The organism is Halobacteriovorax sp. DA5 (assembly GCF_002903145.1).
Taxonomy (GTDB): domain Bacteria; phylum Bdellovibrionota; class Bacteriovoracia; order Bacteriovoracales; family Bacteriovoracaceae; genus Halobacteriovorax_A.
Genome location: NZ_PPDJ01000003.1, coordinates 74,845 through 88,970, shown reverse-complemented (window position 1 = coordinate 88,970; position 14,126 = coordinate 74,845). Strand labels below are relative to the sequence as shown.

Annotated in this window: 13 protein-coding genes; 6 read left to right on the top strand and 7 right to left on the bottom strand. The window is 35.7% G+C overall.

Annotated elements, in window-relative coordinates:
* Window positions 1-149 precede the first annotated feature (149 nt).
* From C0Z22_RS07035 to C0Z22_RS07025, 3 genes are read left to right on the top strand one after another with little or no spacing between them, the layout of a single operon-like run.
* Window positions 150-1,094 (top strand): methylenetetrahydrofolate reductase, encoded by a 945-nt coding sequence (locus C0Z22_RS07035; RefSeq protein ID WP_103217654.1) that lies wholly within the window; start codon window positions 150-152, stop codon window positions 1,092-1,094.
* Window positions 1,094-4,768, top strand: a complete 3,675-nt coding sequence (gene metH / locus C0Z22_RS07030; RefSeq protein WP_103217653.1) for a methionine synthase — start codon at window positions 1,094-1,096, stop codon at window positions 4,766-4,768. Before C0Z22_RS07035 ends, metH begins: the two co-directional genes overlap by 1 nt.
* A 9-nt stretch (window positions 4,769-4,777) precedes the next feature.
* Window positions 4,778-5,755, top strand: coding sequence for a glycosyltransferase (locus C0Z22_RS07025; RefSeq protein WP_103217652.1), 978 nt, complete (start codon window positions 4,778-4,780; stop codon window positions 5,753-5,755).
* A gap of 22 nt (window positions 5,756-5,777) precedes the next feature.
* Here the strand turns inward: C0Z22_RS07025 and C0Z22_RS07020 are convergent, their stop codons facing one another.
* The gene (locus C0Z22_RS07020; RefSeq protein WP_103217651.1) at window positions 5,778-7,490 is read right to left on the bottom strand and encodes an ABC transporter ATP-binding protein; all 1,713 of its coding nucleotides are present in this window, start codon (window positions 7,488-7,490) and stop codon (window positions 5,778-5,780) included.
* Window positions 7,491-7,571: 81 nt separating this feature from the next.
* On the opposite strand from C0Z22_RS07020, the gene C0Z22_RS07015 reads away from it, so the two are divergent.
* Complete coding sequence (locus C0Z22_RS07015; protein WP_103217650.1) at window positions 7,572-7,970, top strand: hypothetical protein; 399 nt, start codon at window positions 7,572-7,574, stop codon at window positions 7,968-7,970.
* A gap of 18 nt (window positions 7,971-7,988) precedes the next feature.
* On the opposite strand, the gene C0Z22_RS07010 is transcribed toward C0Z22_RS07015, so the two are convergent.
* Window positions 7,989-8,483 carry a hypothetical protein gene (locus C0Z22_RS07010; RefSeq protein WP_103217649.1) on the bottom strand — a complete coding sequence of 165 codons (495 nt, stop codon included), beginning with the start codon at window positions 8,481-8,483 and terminating at the stop codon, window positions 7,989-7,991.
* Between the two features lie 9 nt (window positions 8,484-8,492).
* Window positions 8,493-8,795 carry a hypothetical protein gene (locus C0Z22_RS07005; protein WP_103217648.1) on the bottom strand — a complete coding sequence of 101 codons (303 nt, stop codon included), beginning with the start codon at window positions 8,793-8,795 and terminating at the stop codon, window positions 8,493-8,495.
* A gap of 114 nt (window positions 8,796-8,909) precedes the next feature.
* Between C0Z22_RS07005 and C0Z22_RS07000 the strand changes: the two genes are divergently transcribed.
* On the top strand, window positions 8,910-9,689 hold the full coding sequence (locus C0Z22_RS07000) for an endonuclease/exonuclease/phosphatase family protein (protein ID WP_103217647.1): 780 nt from the start codon (window positions 8,910-8,912) through the stop codon (window positions 9,687-9,689).
* Here C0Z22_RS07000 and C0Z22_RS06995 read toward each other — a convergent pair.
* The gene (locus tag C0Z22_RS06995; RefSeq protein WP_199177536.1) at window positions 9,653-10,555 is read right to left on the bottom strand and encodes a phosphatidylserine decarboxylase; all 903 of its coding nucleotides are present in this window, start codon (window positions 10,553-10,555) and stop codon (window positions 9,653-9,655) included. The genes C0Z22_RS07000 and C0Z22_RS06995 overlap by 37 nt on opposite strands.
* Before the next feature lie 114 nt (window positions 10,556-10,669).
* On the opposite strand from C0Z22_RS06995, the gene C0Z22_RS06990 reads away from it, so the two are divergent.
* The gene (locus C0Z22_RS06990) at window positions 10,670-11,761 is read left to right on the top strand and encodes a S1C family serine protease (protein ID WP_158246846.1); all 1,092 of its coding nucleotides are present in this window, start codon (window positions 10,670-10,672) and stop codon (window positions 11,759-11,761) included.
* Here the strand turns inward: C0Z22_RS06990 and C0Z22_RS06985 are convergent.
* The 3 genes from C0Z22_RS06985 to C0Z22_RS06975 are packed head-to-tail and all read right to left on the bottom strand — an operon-like array spanning window position 11,758 to window position 14,125.
* On the bottom strand, window positions 11,758-12,684 hold the full coding sequence (locus C0Z22_RS06985) for an iron ABC transporter permease (RefSeq protein WP_103217645.1): 927 nt from the start codon (window positions 12,682-12,684) through the stop codon (window positions 11,758-11,760). The two genes, C0Z22_RS06990 and C0Z22_RS06985, sit on opposite strands and share 4 nt — an antisense overlap.
* A complete protein-coding gene (locus C0Z22_RS06980; protein WP_103217644.1) occupies window positions 12,681-13,343 on the bottom strand; it encodes an ATP-binding cassette domain-containing protein in 663 nt (220 codons plus the stop codon). The genes C0Z22_RS06985 and C0Z22_RS06980 overlap by 4 nt, the downstream gene beginning before the upstream one ends.
* Window positions 13,340-14,125 (bottom strand): ABC transporter substrate-binding protein, encoded by a 786-nt coding sequence (locus C0Z22_RS06975; RefSeq protein WP_103217643.1) that lies wholly within the window; start codon window positions 14,123-14,125, stop codon window positions 13,340-13,342. Before C0Z22_RS06975 ends, C0Z22_RS06980 begins: the two co-directional genes overlap by 4 nt.
* Window position 14,126 lies beyond the last annotated feature (1 nt).

Below are 14,126 nucleotides of genomic sequence, written 5' to 3'. Positions count from 1 at the left end.
CCATTTAACCTCTAAAGTTATCTAAATATTCCATTTACCTGATTCATTCGAATTAACCTAAGGCCCCAGAAAAAGGGGCCCTCGCCTTTTCTTATTGCTCATAAATGATTAAAATAAGGTGTCTAATTTACACATAGGGAAATACACGAATGAAAGTTATCGAGCACATCGACAAGGCGACGAGCCCACTTTTTAGTTTTGAAATTGTACCTCCACCAAGAGGAAAAAATATTTCAGCTGTAACGGATATCGTTAAGGAGCTCTTGCCATTTAATCCGTCATGGATTGACGTAACAGCACACTCAGCAGGAGCATATTATAACGAAAAAAATGATGGCTCAGTTGAGAGAAAGATCTACAAGAAACGACCGGGAACAGTTGGGATCTGTGGAGTTATTCAAAATCGATTTAAAATCGATACAGTTACTCACCTTTTAACTCAAGGTTTTACCAAAGAGGAGACTGAGGATGCTCTAATTGAACTTAACTACCTCGGTATTCATAATGTTTTGGCCTTACGTGGAGACGCCCTTAACTATAATAAAAAATACGATCTTTCTCGCCAAAGAAATTTCTATGCAAAAGACCTTGTTGAGCAAATTGATAACGTAAAAAAAGGTATCTATCTTGATGATATTTCAAATAGCTTACCTCTAGACTTTTCTGTTGGTGTTGCAGGCTATCCAGAAAAACACTTCGAGGCTCCAAATCTAGCGACAGACATAAAGTACCTAAAAGAGAAAGTTGATGCTGGTGCTGATTATATCGTTACACAGATGTTCTTTGATAATACGAAGTATTTTGAATTTGTTGATAAATGTCGTGAAGCTGGAATCACGTGTCCAATTGTTCCAGGAATTAAAGTCATTAAGAGCATGGGACAGCTTTCAAATGTACCAAGGCACTTCTATGTAGACTTCCCAGATGAGTTCGTAAATGAAGCGACAGAAAATTCAGAACATATTAAAGAAATCGGAATTAAATGGGCAAGAAAACAAACGGAAGAATTACTAAATGCAAATGTTCCTTCAGTTCACTTCTATGTAATGAATGATAGTGCAAATGTTTCAGAAGTTTTAAAAGGTATATATTAATGAAAGATATTCGTAGTGAATTAGAATCAACACTAAAGAATAGAATTCTTTTTCTAGATGGTGCTATGGGAACAATGGTCCAACAATACCATCTAACAGAAGAAGATTTTCGAGGAAATCGCTTTCAAGATACTAAGATAGACTTGAAAGGAAATAACGACTTATTAAATCTTACTAAACCAGAAGTTATTAAAGAGATTCATACAAAATACCTTGCTGCTGGTTCAGATATTATTGAAACAAATACTTTCTCGGCAACGAGAATAGCTCAAGACGATTATCACTTAAGTGAAATTGCATATGAACTAAATGTGGAAGCGGCCAAGATTGCCAAAGAGGCTTGTCTTGAATTCATGAAAGAAAATCCGGAGCGCAAATGTTATGTTGCAGGTGCTCTAGGTCCAACAAATAAAACAGCTTCGATTTCACCTGATGTGAATAATCCTGCTTTTAGAGGTATTACATTTGATGAACTTGTCGATAATTACTATGAGCAAACAAAAGGACTAATTGACGGCGGAGCCGATCTTCTTTTGGCTGAAACTTCATTTGATACACTAAATTTAAAAGCTGCAATTTTTGCAATGAAAAAGTATTTAGATGATAACAACCTTGATACTCCAATTATGCTCTCTGTAACTATTACAGATGCATCTGGAAGAACTCTATCAGGTCAAACTGTTGAAGCTTTTTGGAACTCAGTTGAACATGCTAGGCCACTTAGTGTTGGTATCAATTGTGCACTTGGTGCACAAGAGATGCGCCCATATATTGAAGAGTTATCAAGAGTTTCAAACTGCTTGATATCTTGTTACCCTAATGCAGGACTTCCTAATCCGTTAAGTGATACAGGTTATGATGAAAAGCCAAATGAGACAGCTGCTCTTCTTGAAGAGTTTGCAGAATCGGGGCTCGTTAATATTGTTGGAGGTTGTTGTGGAACAACTCCTGATCATATCAACGCTATTTACAATCATCTAAAAGATATCAATCCTCGCGAAAAACACGATCTACCTAAAACGCAAAGACTTTCAGGACTTGAACCGTTAAATCTTGATTATACAGGAGAGCGTCCATTCATCATGGTTGGAGAACGTACAAACGTGACAGGCTCACCAAGATTTGCACGCCTTATTCGTGAAGAAAACTTTGAAGCAGCTTTGGATATTGCCCGACAGCAGGTTGAGAATGGAGCAAATATCATCGATGTGAATTTTGACGAAGGTCTCCTCGACTCTAAAGCTTGTATGGTTAAATTTTTAAACCTAATTGCATCTGAGCCAGATATTTGTAAGGTTCCTATTATGATCGACTCATCTAAGTGGGAGGTCATCGAAGAAGGGCTTAAGTGCATTCAAGGAAAAGGGATTGTTAACTCAATCTCATTAAAAGAAGGTGAAGAAGTTTTTAAAGAACATGCGAAAAAGATCCTTCAATATGGAGCGGCCGTTGTTGTCATGGCATTTGATGAAAAGGGACAAGCTGCATCTAAAGAAGAAAAAGTTTCGATATGCCAACGCGCCTTTAAAATTCTAACTGAAGAAGTAGGATTCCCGGCCACAGATATTATCTTTGACCCAAATGTACTAACAGTTGGAACAGGAATTGAAGAACATAATGACTACGCGATAAACTTCATCGAAGCGGTAAGAGAAATAAAAGAAAAATGTCCAGGCGCTTTAACTAGTGGTGGTATTTCAAATATATCTTTCTCATTCCGTGGAAATAATATTGTACGCGAGGCTATGCATAGCTCATTCCTCTACCATGCGATTAAAGCAGGCCTAGATATGGGAATTGTAAACGCGGGAATGCTCGAAGTTTACGAGAACGTTGAACCTGAGCTAATGAAGAAAATTGAAGATGTCCTTTTCAACCGTTCTGAAAGTGCAACTGATGACTTAATCGAATATGCTGAAAAATTTAAAGGTGTAAAATCAAAGGCAAAAGAAGACGATTTAACTTGGCGTGAAGGAAATCTTGGAGAGCGTATCACCCACGCACTTGTAAAAGGTATCGGTAAATTCATTGAAGAAGATGTCGAACAAGCAAGACAAGAGCTAGGTGCTCCCATAAATGTCATCGAAGGCCCTCTAATGGATGGGATGAGAGTTGTAGGTGATCTGTTTGGTGCAGGTAAAATGTTTCTTCCACAGGTTGTTAAAAGTGCACGTGTTATGAAACAGGCTGTTGCATACCTTGAACCATTTATGGAAAAGGATGCTGACGGGAAAAGTAAAAAGAATACATTTGTTATTGCAACAGTTAAAGGTGATGTTCACGATATCGGAAAGAATATTGTTGGTGTTGTTCTCGCTTGCAATGGCTATAACGTTGTTGATCTTGGGGTTATGGTTAGCTGTGAAGAAATTATTAAAGCTGCCAAAGAACACGAAGCCAAATTCATTGGACTAAGTGGCCTTATCACGCCTTCACTTGATGAGATGATTCACAACGTAGCAGAGTTCAATCGTCAAGGTCTTGAAGTACCTGTTTTAATAGGCGGTGCTACCACTTCTAAAACTCATACTGCAGTAAAAATTGCACCTGAGTGTACAAGTCCTGTCGTTCACGTTGGGGATGCCTCTCAAACAGTTGGAATTTGTAATAGCCTTTTAAGTACTAATCTAAGAGATGATTTTTTAAAAGATCTTAAAGAGTCACAAAAAAGAACAAAAGAATATTTTGAAAATAAGAAAGATAGTGGCCAAGCGACGGTTTCATTAGAAGCGGCCCGTGATCACTTAAGAGTTGACCCAAGACAAACATTTGTCGAATTCACACCTCCATTCATTGGCGCTAAGAAGTTTGACGATATTAGTGTTGCTGAAATTGCAAAGTATATCGACTGGTCACCTTTCTTTTGGACATGGGAACTAAAAGGTCTCTACCCTCATATCTTATCGCATAAAGATTATGGAGAAGAAGCCAAAAAACTCTATAACGAAGCTCAAAATATCCTAGACGATATTATTGAGAACAATCGCTTTTCTCCAAAAGCAGTCCTAGGATTTTGGCCAGCTTATTCAAAAGATGAAGATGTTATCCTACTCGATGAAAATATGAATGAATTTGGTACTTTCAATTTCCTAAGGCAACAAAAAGAAAAGACACAAAAAGATCGCCCTTATCTATCTCTGGCCGACTACATCCTACCAAAGGGTGAAAAGCAGGATTATATTGGATCATTTGTTGTCACAATGGGAGATCAAGTTGAGAAGTATGCTAAAACTTTTGAAGAAAGTGGTGATGATTATACTTCAATTATGGTTAAGGCCGTAGGAGATCGTCTTGCTGAAGCATATGCAGAGTTAATTCACGAAAGAGCACGTCAGATGTGTGGAATCGAAGAAGAGCGTGAATTTTCTTTAGATGAACTTATTAAAGAAAAATATATTGGTATTCGACCAGCAGCTGGCTACCCTGCATGCCCTGACCATACAGAAAAAGCGAAGCTGTGGGATTTTATGAATGTACAAGAAAATACTGGCGCATACTTAACAGAGAACTTTGCGATGTATCCTGCTAGTTCAGTTTCTGGCTACATCTTCTTTAACCCTTGTGCTAAATATTTTAATATTCTAAACATTGCCCAGGACCAAATTGAGCATTACTCAAAAGTAAAAGCTCAGGACCTAGAAATAACTAAAAAATGGCTTAGGCCAATACTATAAGGAGCAGAAATGCATGTATGTATCCATCACCATAAAGTTCTTCCAGTAAAGAAATATGGTGGAATTGAAAGGGCCGTTTTTTGGCACATGCTTGAACTAGTTAGACAAGGACATCAAGTAACGTTTATTGGACCAAAAGAGAGTGAAGTAACAAAGCACGGAATCAAGCATATTGTATGGAACAAAGGCGAAGATTGGCAAAAACTTGTTCCCGATAATATCGATATTGTACACGTCTCATTTCCTGAGAAAATTAGAATCGATGTACCATACGTATTAAATGTCCAAGGGAATGGCTTCCCTGGTGAAAAGCATGATCGTAATACGGTATTTTGCTCGAAGTCACATGCAAGAAATCATAATAGTACATCTTATGTAAATAACGCTGTCGACATGAGAGAATACCCTATCAATTACACAAGTAATAAGATAACAGAAATAGAACACCTTCTCTTTCTTGCAAAAGCATCATGGCGAGTAAAAAATTTAAAGCAATCCTTAAAAATAGCTCTAAAAACAAATAAGCATCTACACATCTGTGGTGGAAACTCAATACTTGGAATTCATCCTCTTATCCACAACCATGGTATGGTTGGGGGTGATAATAAGTTGTCGATCATGCAAAAATGCGACGCCTTACTATTTCCAGTTAGATGGCATGAGCCTTTTGGAATTGCTATTATTGAAGCAATGACTCAAGGTATACCTGTATTTGGTTCTAGCTTCGGTTCACTTCCTGATCTAATCGTAAAAGGAACTGGAAGAACTTTTTATAGCCATGAAGAGATTATTCAATACTTTAAAAATGGTGCAGAAGAATTCGATCGAGACTTTATTAGAAATCATGTAATCGAAAACTATTCAATTGAAAGGTTCACAAAGGACTTTGTTGAAAAGTATAAGATTGTTTTAAATGGACAACATTTAAATGAAGAAGAACCAGAATGGATTTATCCATTTAGGGCCGGAAAACGACTACCATTCTAATCAATACCTACTGAGTATGAAGTTAAGACTTCATACTCAGTTCATATAACTTTTTATATTCGCCATCAAGGTTCATTAGTTCATCATGACGGCCTTGCTCAATCATTCTTCCATCTTTTAATACAATGATTTTGTCATAGTTCTGAATAGTTGAAAGTCTGTGTGCAACAGCAATAACTGTCTTATTTTTTGCAAGCTCATTTAACGACTGTTGAACTACTTTCTCTGATTCATTATCAAGAGCAGAAGTCGCTTCATCAAATAAGAAGACATCATTATCCTGAAGATAAGCACGAGCGATTGTTAAACGTTGTGCTTGTCCACCAGATAGTCTTACCCCTCGATCACCGATAACTGTTTCTAGCCCTTCTGGAAGCTCTTTAATATACTCTATCGCATGGGCCACTTTTAATGCTTCTTGAATTTGAGCTTCATTGACTTCCTTACCTAGAGTTAAATTTTCTCTTATCGTTGTATTAAACAGGAAGATATCTTGCGAAACTAAGCCGAAATAATGGCGTAGTGATTTTAATTTGAAATCACTTGAATCAATACCATCGATTTTATAACTTCCTTTTTTAACAGGATAAAGTCCAAGAAGAACATTAATAAGAGTCGACTTACCAGAGCCTGAAAGCCCAACTAAAGCAACCTTTTCACCTTTATTTATATCAAAGCTCAAATTATTAATGACCTGATGATCACCGTAAGAGAAGTCTAAATTTGCAAAAGAAATTTTATCACTTAATTCAGAATGCTCATTTTTACCGTCATCTTTTTCATTTTCAACTTTTAAAAATTTAAAAATACGTTTTTCCGCAGCTTGCGCCTGGCTAATTTTTAAATTTGCTTCATTTGTCTTTCTAATCGGATCTTGGATCATTGCCATAATTGCAATAAAAGTAATGAACTCACCTGTTGTCATTGCATTTCCAGTAATCTTCACCTGAGCAAAAACGATAACTGAAGAAAGGATTAGAGTTGTCATAAATTCAACTAAAGGGTGTGAAATTTGTCTCATTACTTCTGATTTCATTTGAAATTCAAAAAAGCTATTCTGATATCCTTTAAAGAAATCCCTCGTATAATCTTGAAGATTAAAAGCCTTGATAATTTTTTGTCCACCAACACCTTCGCCAATGACATGAGTCATATCAGAAAGTCTCGACTGAACATCTGATTGGTGTGCCTTTACTCTCTTTCCAAAGAAACCAAAAATTAAAAGCATAATAGGAAGAAGTGCAAATGTAACAAGTGTTAGTTGCCAATCAAGATAGAAGGCATATCCTAATAAAACAAATAATGTGATCGGCTCTCTTAATAATGTAAGAAGACCACTTATCCCCTGCGAGTAAATCATCGTATCATTTAAGATTGTTGAAATAACGTCACCTTGCTTAGTCGTCGTATAAAATGAAATTGGAATATCTTGAATCTTTGAATAAATCTTTGTTCTGATTTCACATACAGCATCGTTCATTGCAAATTGCATCCAATAGAAATGAAAGAAGCGAACAGGTAAATTAATAAGTGCAAGTAAACAAGCTAATCCTACAATTCCAAGAATCTCCTCAAGTGTTGATTCTGGCGAAAGCCCCTTTGTGAAAAGAGGATTAATTAGCGCCATTTGACCACCCTTAATTAAGGCCATACCAATACCGAAGATCATACTTCCGATCACTCTGGCGCGATGGCGATGGATTAGTGGCCATATATTTTTAATAGTTTCAAACATGAAAAACCCTTGCTAAATTAGATATAATTAACTTTGCTAGTTTAGAACAAAATAACTCGTTTGCACACCATGTTAGGCACTATGATTGAAAAGTATTTTAGAAGACTCAGAGCACAATATCCAGTGGCCTTCCTTTCTGATGAAAGGCTTAATCTTCTGTTAGAGAATATACATTCTGAAGATGAGATAAAAATAATCTTTAGTTACCTACAAAAGCATCTGAAATCTTCACCAAGTCAGAAAGAAAATGGTGAACTCTTATTTAGTCTTATTGATAAAACTCAATACTCTGTTCGTGCTTGGATTGAGGCCATCCTCACATTTGATTCATGGCTAAAGGAAAATGAAAGAGAGACAGATTTTAAAACAATGATTGGCTATATCGAATGTTCTACACTGTCTCCTGAAAATAAGATTTTAAAATATCAATTAAAAGAACTTGTGGCCAAAATGCTTAATGATTTTGGCTACGTTGGCTAATTTTAGACATTATTAATATTACTTCGCTAAGTTTAAAGAGCTATTAATTATGTCTGAATAATTACCATGTCCCCAAAGTAAAACCTTTTGTTTTTTCACAATATTATTTGAACTTTTTTTGTAATTACGCTGAAGCTCCTCAACAAAACTATTTAACTGATCAAGCATTGAATTAAGAATAAGCTCTTCTGTTTTGTTTACATAAACTTTTTGAAGTTTTAATGATCGATTTTCTTTCTGACTAAAATAATTTTCTACAATTGAACTGGCCACTTCATTTACTTCTTTTCTGACATTCTCTACTGCATTTGCAATCATTAAACCTTGGGCATCTTTATTAAGCGAATATGTACTATCTTGCCTCTTTAGTATGCCCTTCTTATTTAAGCGAACACACAAGCTCCCCACTAAAGATAAACTCATTCCTGTTTCATTAGAGATTTGAAATATTGTTTTTTGAGACTTACCACAAACTTCTAAAATTGCTCTTTCTACCATTAATAAACGTGACATATTCTCTCCCTATAACCCTGTTAACTTTCTAATAAAAAACTTTTCTTCTAAGTTACTCACAATTTCATTACAATCGTTACGACTTAAGCTGAATGAATGCTTTTCTAAGAATTGAATTAATGAACTAAGTTCCGAAGAATTAATCTCTAGCTTTTCCTTTATCTTAAAATACTCACTAGTTCTCATTTCTGCGCCATTCATTAATCTAAATAGACGTGTCGTTTGCATCTGAAACATCTCTCCCAACTGCTTGTATGTATGCTTTGGATAACGTTTTTTAATTTCTTTAATTAATTGCTCTTGTTGAACCATAAGACCTCCTTAACTGGCCCATTTTTAATAAAAAAGTCAGTTTTTAACTACTTGTGTCGATTGCGGAGTTTTCTATTTTTCTATTGATGAAAAATATGTTTTCATTAATGGAATATGTTTAATTTCACTGTAATTTCTTCAAATATTCGATTTAATAACCCTGCCGATGGAGTTCATTCATGGGATGGGAGACGTGTTATCCTTGCAAACGCACTGAATGCCTATCGACCAGATGTTATTGGAACCCAAGAAGGCTGGGAGCCCCAATTAAGAGATTTCCAAGAGCTCTTAGATGGACTTGAGATCATTGATTCAAATCGTGAGTGGATTGATGATAGAATGTATCCTTCTCTTTATTATCGACCAGATATCTTTGAATTAATAAATTCAGGAGACATTTGGCTTTCTGAAACACCTTATATTGCTGCGTCGAAATCATTTGGAAGTGCATTTCCAAGACTTTGTACATGGGCGATTCTTAAGGCCAAGGAAAATGGAAAACACTACTTCTTTGTGAATGCTCATTTAGATCACCTTGAATCTGATACACGAAAGGAACAAATCAAAGTCCTAATTAGTGAAATTGAAAAAGTAAGAGCTGACTATCCTATTATTTTAACTGGAGACTTTAATGAGTCACCTTTTGAAAAAGTTAGGAAAGTACTAGATGAAAGTGACCTCAATCTTACTGATCCATGGCTAGACCTGGGGCATGAAGAGTGTGAGAGTCATCATAGCTTCAAAGGATTTCGTGAAGATGGTTCTCGAATTGACTGGATTCTTCACTCAAAAGATACTTTAAAGTGCGAAGGAATTCACCTTCATAAAGAAAGCTCTGAGGGGATTTACCCATCAGATCACTTTCCAGTTTGTGCAACTTTATCTGCTAAATGAATATAAGTTTCAATTCCGTTCTTTGTATTATTTAGGATATCTGATGTTGGTGACCACTTACCTTTCTCACCAATAACAATGACAGTAGAGCCACCGAATAAGAAATAACCTTTCTCATCGCCTCTTTTAAATGTTGTTAAATCACTTGATTGTACAATACGGCCAACCATCGTTGCACCAACTTCAACGTATGCAATTTTGCCAAACTCTTTAGTTTGCATAACTGTTACTTCACGGATATTTGTAGAAAAAATATCATTTTTCTTACGTAGAGCAAGTGGGTTTACTGAATGATATCCACCACCAATCTTGTAGTAATCAATCACTTCACCATCTAGAGGATAGTGAAAACGGTGATAATCAACAGGACATAATCGAGCGAGAAGAAGTGGTCCATCTTCGAAAACACTTTCCCACTTAGAATTCTGTAATAACTCCGTTGAATTTAAAAATTTGCCCTTAACCGGTATCTTAACTTGGTTATTAATTGATTCATATCCAAAGTATCTTGCTTCAGCAAACGCAGACATCGAATCAGCTTCATCTAAGAATGGCCTCTTTCCTTCTTTAAACCTACGAATAAAAAATTCATTGAAGCTGCCATAAGGGTCATCTTTTGAACGTCCTTCAGTTGGAAGGAAATCATCCATATTTATTTGATAATCTTTTACAAATTTTGGAACCTTATTCTTAGTAAAGTTCATATTTTGAATTTCGCCATACATACACGAGACAATTGATGAAGTAATTGCGCCAGAGATTAGCTTTCCAAGAGGATTTCCATAGAGGAAATTAATAGCAGCATCCCCGTAAACTTTCTCCACTTCCATTTGATTTGTATAACGATTAAAATAATTAATATCCACGAGTGACCTCAGAATTCTTACAGAAATTTGACATTTCTGTGTTACAAAATTTTTTATACTATGATTATATATGTATAATGAAATGAGCGTCAAAAAGAGATAATGAGGAATATTATGAAAAGCAATTTAAGGCCATTCTTTTTAATTCTTATTCTACTAACATCCCTAAATTCAAAGGCTTTGTTTGATGAAAATAAGGCGATATTAGAAAGTGAACGTAATACTATTTCAGTGTTCGATCGTTCAGTGAATTCAGTCGTAAATATTTCGACCCTAGGTCGCATGAGAGCAAGAAGTGGCTTCTTCTTTTCGATGACAAATAAACAAGTCGTTAAAGGTGAAGGTTCAGGATGGGTTTGGGATGATAAAGGGCACATCATTACAAACTTTCACGTAGTCGAAGGTGGAGATAACTTCTTAGTAAGATTTAATAACAATAAAAAAGAATATAAAGCAAAACTCATCGGAACAGAGCCAGCAAAAGATATTGCTGTCTTGAAGTTATTAGAAATCCCAAGAGATATTAAGCCACTAAATCGAGGAGACTCTGATAAAGTTAGGGTTGGTCAAAAGGCCATTGCTATTGGTTCGCCATTTGGTCTTGATGCAACGGTAACAACAGGGATTATCTCGGCTAAAAATCGAGGAATTCAAGGCATTGGTGGAGTTGAAATTAGAGGAATGTTACAAACAGATTCTTCAATTAACCCTGGAAATTCAGGAGGACCGCTATTTGATTCTTCAGGAAATGTAATTGGTGTCAATACAATGATCTTTTCAAACTCTGGCTCTTCGGCAGGTGTTGGTTTTGCTATTCCTATAAATATTGTAAGTAAAGTAGTGCCACAAATAATTAAATACGGAATTGTGAAAAGACCAGGTCTTGGTATAGCCATTGCAGAAAAAAGAGAGCTCTCATACTTCTACGGTATTGATGTTGAAAAGGGACTTCCGATTCAAAGTGTTCGACCAGATGGGCCATCTGCAAAAGCGGGATTAAGAGGTCTAGAACAAGATCCACGTACAAGAAGTATTATTCTAGGAGATGTTATTTTAAAGATTGATGGAAAAGAAATAAATGATTTCGATGATATCTTTAATACTCTTTATGAATATAAAGTTGGCGATAACGTAGAAGTTCTTTACCGAAGAGGTTCTGCACTTAAAAAGGCCATCGTAAAACTTGAAGAAATAAAAAGAAATTAAGATTCGCTTCGTTTAAATAGTTGGAGTGCCAGAACAGGTGCTCCAACACACGCCGTAATTGCACCAATTGGTATAATACTATTTGCCAAAACTATTCTTGAAATAAAATCACATAGTACTAAGAAGCCCCCCCCTAAGATAAAAGTAGGCATTAAGCTTCTTTCATAGTTAGCACTTACAAGTCGCCTTGTAATATGTGGAATAATCAAGCCAACAAAACCAATCGGGCCACATTGCCATACGACAACTGCAATTAGTATATTTGAAACAAGTATTAGTGTTGCATTTACCTTACGAGTTGGCACTCCCCTCGTTTGTGCAAAATCTTCTCCAATAGAAATTAGAGTTAAACTTCTCTTATGAATAACAAAGAATATTAAACCTAAAATATATAATGGTGCTGTATATAAAAGACCCTCAAACCCTACAATTGAAAGGCTTCCCATCATCCATCGAATTAGCCTAGCAATGCTTTCATTTCCAAGTATACTTTGAACAAAGACTATAGCACTTGATGAAAAGATAGAAAGACAAACTCCAAATAGTAATACTCTTTGAGACGAGAACTTATTCAAATAGAGAAATAATAAGATTAGAAGAAAGATTGATGAAAGAGCAATATAAGCCCCTAAAGAAAAAGAATTAAATCCAAGCTCCGCAATAGCAAGCCCAAGGGCGGCCACACTCGAAAAGCCAAGAGTATATGGAGTAGCAAGTGGGTTTCTAAAAATTACCTGTGTTGTACTCCCTATTACAGAAAGTATTCCACCAACTAAAAATGCTAAGTAAACCCTAGGGAGTCTCAAGTTCTCTAGGATATAAAGTCCCTGCTCGTTTAAGTCAATAATTCCTTCTCGGCCTATGAAAGGAGTAAGTGTTACCGCTAAAATAACCGCAATATATAAGAGGATTGTTTTTTTCACAGAATATACCTCTTATTATCAATCACGTGATAGTTAAAATTCTTATGAAATATCTTATCAAAGATTTTTGTCGACACGGCTTCATCTACAGTCGAATCAAAACTCATTTGAGAGTCTTCAAACGCCACAAGACGATCACAAATATTTATAATGAAGTTAAAGTCATGGGAAACAACAAAGCAGCTTTTTTTATACTCTTGAAGAAAGCAACTCAGCCTTTCAACGTAAATTGGATCTAAGTAATTTGTGGGCTCATCTAGTAAAGTAAACTTACAGTCATAATAAAAGGCACAAATTAGATTAAGTCTTTGCCTTTCTCCACCGCTTAATGTTGACACTCTTCTAGTTAGAAGATTTTCAAAGTTAAAGTGTTTAATTAATTTATTAAGATAAGCTAAGTCTTGCGCCTTGCTACCCCTAGCATAAGACATAACTTCTTGCGCATCCATATCAGTTTGGATTGAAGCACTATCACCACAATACGCAACATCCCCCTCAACAAGACATTTTCCATTGAAATCAACAAGATTAGCAATTGCCTTTAGAAAGCTCGATTTCCCGGCACCATTTGGGCCGATAACTCCACAATGGCCCGATTCAAATGAGAAGCTATTCACTGATAGCCTATCTTGAATTGATAATTTTTCACAATTAATCACTTCAAAATCTCCCTTAAATCTTTAACTAACGATAATGTCCTAGGTCCCAAAACAACCGCATAATCTTTTTCGTATAGATAAATTTTATCTTTAAAATAAGAATTCTTCCAATCTTGTTCTGACTTTATTTTACGATCTGATATTCTTAGAATTAAATCGAAATTAGAAGTCAGTAAGCTCTCAAGACTCCTTAAAGGGTAACCTGATTCCGCTACAATATTTTTTGCACCTAGTTTTGTTAATATCTCATGATAATAATTATCAATACCGATGGCCCTAACCTCATGTAGTTTACCATCCTTAAACTTTTCATCGATAATCATCAGAACTCTCTTACCTTTAGATATAGGTTTTAAAAGAGATTTCAGTTCATTAGAAAACGCTTCGATTTTCTTATCTTTGTTAAGCTTAAACTTTTCGTTAAAAACTTTAAGCATCCCTACTGCATCATCAAGTTTCTTATATGGTGTAATGATGACATCAACGCCTAATTTTTCTAAATTATTTTTGACTCGTCCGCCTTGAACTTCAGCAAGCAGAACAGACGTGATTTTGTCTTCTACAACCTTCTCAAGATTAATTTCAAATGAAGACCCATAGCGTGGCAAACGCTTGGCTTCTTCTGGAAAATTACAATAGTCAGAGACTCCAACTAACAGTTTTCCAGCATCTAGATAAAACATTGACTCAGTAAAGCTTGGAAGAGTTGAAAGGACTCGAAAATTTTGTGCGTGAGAATTAAAGAAAAGAATGGCGGAGAATACTAAGATGAATATTCTCACG